General features: G+C 41.9%; 6 protein-coding genes. 3 read left to right on the plus strand and 3 right to left on the minus strand.

The features are described from left to right. From ENH88_RS07155 to ENH88_RS07165, 3 genes are all read left to right on the plus strand, one after another. On the plus strand, nucleotides 1-569 hold a 569-nt coding region (locus tag ENH88_RS07155), incomplete at its 5' end, for an arginase family protein (protein WP_304181169.1). 129 nt (nucleotides 570-698) lie between these two features. Continuing rightward, nucleotides 699-1,391, plus strand: a complete 693-nt coding sequence (locus ENH88_RS07160) for a substrate-binding periplasmic protein (protein WP_304181171.1) — start codon at nucleotides 699-701, stop codon at nucleotides 1,389-1,391. Between the two features lie 133 nt (nucleotides 1,392-1,524). Next, complete coding sequence (locus tag ENH88_RS07165) at nucleotides 1,525-2,811, plus strand: hemolysin family protein (protein WP_304181173.1); 1,287 nt, start codon at nucleotides 1,525-1,527, stop codon at nucleotides 2,809-2,811. A 50-nt stretch (nucleotides 2,812-2,861) separates the two neighbouring features. Here ENH88_RS07165 and iadA read toward each other — a convergent pair whose 3' ends face one another. The 3 genes from iadA to ENH88_RS07180 form a co-directional block, all read right to left on the minus strand. Beyond that, nucleotides 2,862-4,028, minus strand: coding sequence for a beta-aspartyl-peptidase (iadA, locus tag ENH88_RS07170; RefSeq protein WP_304181174.1), 1,167 nt, complete (start codon nucleotides 4,026-4,028; stop codon nucleotides 2,862-2,864). A 12-nt stretch (nucleotides 4,029-4,040) separates the two neighbouring features. Continuing rightward, nucleotides 4,041-5,447 (minus strand): putative basic amino acid antiporter YfcC, encoded by a 1,407-nt coding sequence (yfcC, locus tag ENH88_RS07175; protein ID WP_304181176.1) that lies wholly within the window; start codon nucleotides 5,445-5,447, stop codon nucleotides 4,041-4,043. 163 nt (nucleotides 5,448-5,610) lie between these two features. Then, nucleotides 5,611-7,450: TonB-dependent receptor domain-containing protein (locus ENH88_RS07180; protein WP_304181178.1), on the minus strand; the 1,840-nt coding region annotated here is incomplete at its 5' end.

Raw genomic sequence — 7,450 nt, forward strand, 5'->3', positions numbered from 1 at the left:
ATTTAAAAGCCAAGCGTGCGCAAGGTAAACGCACTGCGATTATTCATTTTGATGCGCACACAGACTTATTGGTCGAGCGTTTAGGCATCGACTTATGTTTTGGCTCGTGGTGTACGCATATTTTAGAATTTTTACCTGCACCGCATCATCTAATTCAGTTTGGTATACGCTCCAGCGGTAAGCCAAAAGAACATTGGGAATCAACCTTTGGTGTTAAACAGCATTGGGCCCATGAGATTATCGAACGTGGCGCGCAGGCAATAGCAACTGAGGTAATTGCGCAGCTTAAAGCTGATAATGTTGATGAGCTTTACGTTAGTTTTGATATTGATGCGTTAGATGAAGAGTTTGCATCAGCAACCGGTACGCCTGAAGGGAATGGTTTAACACCGCAGCATGCATTAGATATCTTAGTCGCATTAGCGGATGAGTTTCCGATCACCGGCGCTGATATGATGGAAATAGCACCCTTTACAGATAGCTCTTTAGTTGGCCAATCAAGCTCTGAAACAACGTTACGTGAAGGCGCAAAAATCTCCGCTTTTTTAATTAATGCCATGAATCGATAGCGCTGCTGTTTCATTACATCTCAAATGGGTCAGCATTGGCTCATTTTTTATTCACTTATCAGATGATTGACGCTATATTGAACAAGCATTCACAAAGTTATGATGCGTAACGTTAAATAGTGCGAGGTAATGGTGGGTAAATGGATCTATTTAGTATTTATTATTTTTAGTGGGCAATGTGTAGCAAAGCTACATATTGTGACCGAGCATTTTCCGCCCGCGCAGTACCTTAATGATAAAGATCAACTCACCGGTCATGTTGCTGATAAAGTGCGCAAAGCGCTTGAGGCTTCATCACTTGACTATTCAATTACAGTAAAGAGTTGGACTACCGCATTTAATACGGCATTACGTGATCCACAAACCTGTATTTTTTCTGTATCACGCTCTCCTGAGCGAGAAGATCAATTACTGTGGATTGCCGAGCTGGCGCAGTTGCATACTTACTTTTATGCCTTAAACTCCAAACAGATTAACTTGCAAAATTTAGAGCAAGCTAAGCAATATCGTATTGCGGTACTTAAAGATAATTACAGCCATCAATATTTGTTATCACAAGGCTTTGAAGAGGGTAAAAATTTATTACCCATTGATAGTTTTGATAATATTTTTAAAATTGTAAGCAGCCGCAAGAATAGTATTGATTTAGTGACACTTCCTAAACAGCGAGCCGAGTTTGAGCAGCGTAAACATCCGGTAGACGATAATTTAATACCCGTCTTAAAACTTAACGTTAAACAACCCTCATTATACTTTGCATGTAATAAAGGCATTGATAACATTTCAAAATCAGAGTTAATTCGCGTATTCACCTCCTTATAGCCTTGCTAACTTCACTTAATCAACTGTTTATAAAAGAATATTTATATAAGATAAATATAAATTGCTGTGTCTAAAAAAGAGTCTATAATCCAGCTGCTTTTGCTAATAAAAGCGCATATTTTTGGAGTTATAAATGGGTGACTTAATCGGGATTGGTTTGTTGATCTTGATCAGTGCGTTGTTTGCTATGTCGGAAATCGCCATTGCAGCATCACGTAAAATTAAATTAAGAGTAATGGCTGATGAAGGTAATGCAAAAGCCGCTGCGGTGCTAAAGCTGCAAGAGCAACCTGGTGCTTTTTTTGCCATGATCCAAATTGCCTTAAATGCGATTGCTATTTTAGGTGGTATCGTTGGTGAGCAGGCACTTTCACCGTATGTAGAAAGTGTGTTAGTCATGGTTTATCAAGGCCCGTTGTTAGCGCAAATTAGCTTTTTAATTTCGTTTTTTACCATTACCTCATTATTTATTTTGTTTGCTGATTTATTACCAAAACGCTTAGCTATGATTTTGCCAGAAGCCGTTGCGGTTCGCGTCGTCACGATAATGCGTTGGGTTACCTTTGCTTTAACGCCATTAGTGATGTTTTTTAATGGCTTAACTAACGTTATTTTAAGAATATTTAAAGTACCCGCAGAGCGTGAAGATATCGTCACCACCGAAGATATAGTCGCGATGATGGATGCCGGTGCTGAGTACGGCAGCTTACAACAGCAAGAATATAACTTAATTGGTAACGTATTTGATTTAGAAGCACGCTTTTTATCCAGTGTCATGTCGCCTCGGGATCAAATAGTCTACTTTGATATTAACGAAGCCAGCGATAGTATTTCGGGAAAAATCATTGATCATCCACATAATCATTTTTTGGTGTGTAATGGCAATTTAGATAAGTTAATTGGTTCAGTTGAATCAAAAGATATTCTTCGCCAAGTGCTCAAAGGCGATGCCGCCAATATTAACGACGAGATGCTCGAAAAAGAGATTTTTTATTTACCAGAAACGCTAAGTTTGTCAGAGGCATTAAATGCCTTTAAAGGTGCTGCAAAGCCCTTTGCGGTAGTGGTAAACGAATACGCACTAGTCGTGGGTATTGTCACCGTTAAAGATCTGATGAAAGGCTTTATGGGCGATTTGATCACTCATACGGGTGATGAACTGATCATCGAACGAGACGCTAACTCATGGCTAGTGGACGGCTTAACACCGATTATAGAATTAGCAAAAGTACTGGAAATAGATGAATTTCCAGATCAAATGCATTATGAAACGGTTGCCGGTTATTTAATTTTCTCGATGAAGCGCATTCCGAAACGCGCTGAGTATATTCAATATGCGGGCTTTAAATTTGAAGTGGTTGATGTAGAAGGTATTAGAGTTGAGCAGTTGTTGGTGTCAAAGGTTCCTTCAGGGCTATAAGCTATTAAGCAGTGAAAGGGCGAAAGTTCGCCCCTTCACTGCTTAATTAGTTATTCAAATGGCCCTTTAACAATCGCTTTACCTTGCTCGACCATAAGCTTGCCATTACTCCAAACATACTTTGTAGCAAGGGTTTTTTCATCCAGCAAAACTAAGTCGGCATCACTGTGAAGATGAATACTGCCTTTGTTAAGCCCGAGCACTTTTGCAGGGTTTGAGGTGATAGCCATCAGCGCGTGTTCAATGCTTACGCCGCACTCATGCACGGCTTGAATGAACGACGCATGCAGTGAGGCTTCTTTGCCAACTTCAAGGCCTAATAAGTTAAACGCATCGTCAAAAATGGGTAAGCTTGCATGACCATCTGAGCTCATTGTAAGCTTAGTAGCATCTACACCATGCTCTAAACAATAAGCAAGGGCTCTTGCTGCAGCATACTCACCGTGAGCTAAATCGTACTCTGTGGTACTGGTAGTAAAATCAATGGTGCCACCGGCTTTGCAAAAGTCTATACCAGCATCTAGTAATGCTTTATTGCGATTCATATGTGTCGGGTAGAACTGAGAGAGTGATATATCAGTGCTGTTATGAACGTCATGTAAAATATCTAAATGGCTATCAATTGGGCCGACATGAATGCTAATAATGCCTTTTTTACCACTTAACATACCGGCCACTTTGGCTTCAGCGGCAAGCTCTGCGAGTTGTTGAACGGTGGGTTGGCTGCTACGGTGATCTGAAATCGCCACTTCGCCCACGCCAATAAACTCGTCAATATACATTAGGTCATTGGTAATGCTACCGGTCAGTGTTTTAGCGGGTAGGTGGTAAGAGCCGGTATGGCAAAATACATTTAGCCCCAGCTCTTTCAAGCCTTTCGCTTTTGCCACTAAGTTGGTGAGTGTGCGACTGCTTGAGTCGGTACCAAGTGCTGCAATAACGGTTGTAATACCTGCTAAGGTGGCATCGGTTAAGTTCATTTCTGGGGTGCGACTGGTAAAACCTGCTTCGCCGCCACCGCCAGTAATATGCACCAGAGAGTCCACAAAGCCCGGTGCTAGAATACTGCCTCGGCCATCGATAATTTTTACTTCGGTATTACTTTCTAGTTTGATCTCGGTTCGAAAATCAATCACTTTAGAACCTGCGATGAGTACATCCATCTGCCCTTGAGGGCTTGGAGTATAAAGGTTTGCACCTCGAATTAATGTCAACATAGTGAAGTCTTTTTATTGATAATTGATAAAATAAGCAAGAAATATGAAGCCGCTTGCTAGTGTAAATAATGCTAATGTAAAGCGCCAAATAAAGGCAGCCCATTCGCTCCAGTCAAGTTTCACAATGCCTAAACAGCCAATCAAACTCGCTGAGGTTGGAATGAATATATTGGTTAAGCCATCGCCAAACTGAAAAGCTAATACCACAATTTGTCGTGATACATTGAGTAAATCGCCCAGGGGTGACATCAGTGGCATAGTGATGGCAGCTTGACCAGATCCTGAAGAAACAAAAAAGTTAAACACACTTTGAAACAACAACATGCCCCATGCCGCAACAAAGTCTGGTACCGCTGCAATACTACTAGCGCTATGATAAAGTAATGTATTTAAGGTTGATGGTGTATTTAAATCACTGCCACCAAGTAGTAATACCACCCCTTTAGCAAGAGCGACTAACATAGCTGCGGGCAACAATTCTTGTGCGCCATGTTTAAATGCATCCGCACTTTCATTAGCCGTTTGTTTATTAAAAATACTGGCGATAAAAGCACTGATCACACCAATACAAAAAAACTGTGCAGCCAGCTCTGGAATATAATATTGGCGCGCCATCACACCCCATACAACCCAACTAATACCGGCTATAAAAGTAATCAAGATCAGTTTATCGGCGGTATCTAATTTTATATCAGTAGGGGAGTCGCTTTGCGCGGTGTTAACGGTTCTGATCGAGTTGGCATAACGTACAGTAAAAAGTAAACCAAATAGTGTAAACACAACCCACGCGATCATTCTAAAACCTGCACCAGAAAAAACCGGTATTTCGGCAATAGATTGTGCAATTGCAATACTAAAAGGATTCATCCAAGACGTTGCAAAGCCAATTTGTGTGGCAACATACGTAGTTAAAACAGTAACCTTGGCATCATAGCCGAGCTGTTTCATTATTGGCAGTAGCACAATACAAAAAGCAATCGCTTCTTCGCCCATGCCAAATACTGCGCCACCTAATGAAAATAACACAAATAATAATGGCAGAAACAGCCATTCAATTCGTTGTGTTTTATTAATAAGCGCCATAATTCCGTTATTAATTGCGCCTGTTTTCATAATGATACCGAACGCGCCGCCGGTAATTAATATAAACGCCATGACACCGATGGTTGCGCCGTACTTGTCACCCGAGACTAAACCTTCAAACAACACATTTGCCAGACCAATTTCACCGCCTTCAGCAAACAGCGGCGTTTGCTCGCTTACAGCCACTGTTTGGTATTGAGAAAGCTCAACATTGTGGCTATCTTTTTGGGCGTTAAACATCCCGGGAGTAATAAACAAGGTTGCCAAGTAGGCAATTAATGCAACTGATAACAAGATGATACTTGCATCAGGCATAGTAAATTGTTTGTTTTTCATAATTTCACTTTTCGCAAAGACATAGGCTGCTTAGACTAAGCCGCACACCTGCTTATTTTAACACGAAGTTTATTTGAATAAGTGACCTTACTCTACAAAGCAAAGCCACTTAGTGCAATTTGGATGGTGTTACGCGCAGCGGCTAGCACTGCGCGTGTAATTTTTAAAAGCGATAGCTGACACTAAATGTATAACGCGCGCCATAAGCATTATGGTTTATAGAATCAAAACCACGACTTGAGCCGTATAGCTGTGGCGGCTCTTTGTCAAAAATATTATCAATGCGCGCTCTTAAGGTAAGGGCTTTATTGACGTAGTAACCTGCAGATAAATCCCACACAAGCCAATCGTCAACTTGATGCTTACTTTGTGAGTCAAGTTTACCTAAACTCTCCAGTTCAGCAATTTCACGGCCTCTAAGTCCTTCAATGTCATCTTCATAGCTGCTGGTATAGTTTGCGCCAAGGTTTAGGTAGTAGCTTTGTGCTTCCCAATCGATTGACATGCGACCGATGTTTTCAGGATAGCGATATGTACCAACTAACTTTTCAATTGCATCAGAGCCTGGTTTATTACGCTCAAATTCAAGATAGTGCGTGCCATCAAATGCAAATGTTAAATCGCCACCTGAAAGCCTAAAACGGTGATCAAACTTAATATCAATTCCTGCTAATGTTTGTGTGCCGGTATTTTCAAGTGGAATGATGTGGTCACGGAATAATGGTAAAAATAGTTCATCATCACGTGGGTCGAACTCGGTAATATAGTTATCTAAAATTTCATTTAGGTTGGCACCGTCTTGCTCGATACTCAAACCACTATTGTCACTGACATCACATAGCTCATTATCGTAAGAGATACCTTGCTCACCTTCTGGGACAATACCGCAATGGCGCAGTGATGCATCAGTAATGGCACGATCAAGTACCGCAGTCATATTAGTATCAATCACTTCCTCGTGATCAAACTGCCAATAATCAAGGGTTAAGTTAGTATCAGCGCTTGGGCTCCACGCAAAACCAACACTAATTGCTTCAGATTCTTCTGCTTTAAGGTTTTTATTACCAAGCTCGAGTGAGTTAACATTTACCTCTGTTCCTTGACCCATACAATAAAGATCAGATACCGCTTGGTTGGCACCACAATCAAAGGTTGATTGGGTGGTTCTTAATTTAACACCGGCTTGGGTCAGTGAAGGCGCACGGAATGACGTAGACCATGAGCCACGTAACACTAACGAGTCGGTAGGGCGGTAGCTTAAGCCAATTTTAGGGTTAAAGGTGCCGCCAAAATCGTCATAATGATCGTAACGTCCTGCCGCCTGTAGCTCAACTTGATCGGTCAATGAAACGCTTATTTCAGCGAACGCCGCGTATTGAGTGCGATCAGCCGCTGATAAGCTCGAACCAAAACCAAATACATCCACTAAGTAGCCGTTTTCAGGGCGTGCTTGCGAGTCAAGTGATGGAATATCAGTTAATTCTTCACGGCGAGCTTCAACCCCAAATGACGCATAAGCGGGTAAATCATTAAAGGTGAATAGCTCACCGTTAAAGTTTGCATCCCAGCCGTATACGGTGCTTTCGCCACTGCGGGTTGGGCGTGCCTGTGCCGTTGCTAAAACCGCATCGTTGGCGGCATCGCCTTGCACAAATGGATTATAAAATGGCAGTAAATCGCCTGATGCACAGTTAAGGCTCGTGCCGTCGTAGTTTGCTAATGTACCGTCTGAGCATAGCTCACCAGTAATGGCGCCGTGAAATTGATAGCGATTGTAAACACCATCAATGGCTTCTTGCTCAGAGCTTGAGCGAGAAAATGTCACGCCTGACTCCCAGCTCCAGTCACCAACGTCACCGGCAAGACTACTTACTAAGCGGAAGTTTTTAGTTTCTACTTCAACAGTACGAGGGGCATTAAAACGCGCATCAAAGCCAAAGCCATAAACTTCGCGGCCAGCTTGCGTATCAAATGGGTCAATATACAACTGATCGATCAAATCA

The organism is Pseudoalteromonas prydzensis (assembly GCF_011050055.1).
GTDB classification, from domain to species: domain Bacteria; phylum Pseudomonadota; class Gammaproteobacteria; order Enterobacterales; family Alteromonadaceae; genus Pseudoalteromonas; species Pseudoalteromonas prydzensis_A.

Bases quoted from the DNA above. Each gene is read 5' to 3' on its own strand.
- ENH88_RS07165 (WP_304181173.1), top strand. From the start codon at position 1,525: ATGGGTGACTTAATCGGGATTGGTTTGTTGATCTTGATCAGTGCGTTG.
- yfcC (WP_304181176.1), bottom strand. From the start codon at position 5,447: ATGAAAAACAAACAATTTACTATGCCTGATGCAAGTATCATCTTGTTA.
- iadA (WP_304181174.1), bottom strand. From the start codon at position 4,028: ATGTTGACATTAATTCGAGGTGCAAACCTTTATACTCCAAGCCCTCAA.
- ENH88_RS07160 (WP_304181171.1), top strand. From the start codon at position 699: ATGGTGGGTAAATGGATCTATTTAGTATTTATTATTTTTAGTGGGCAA.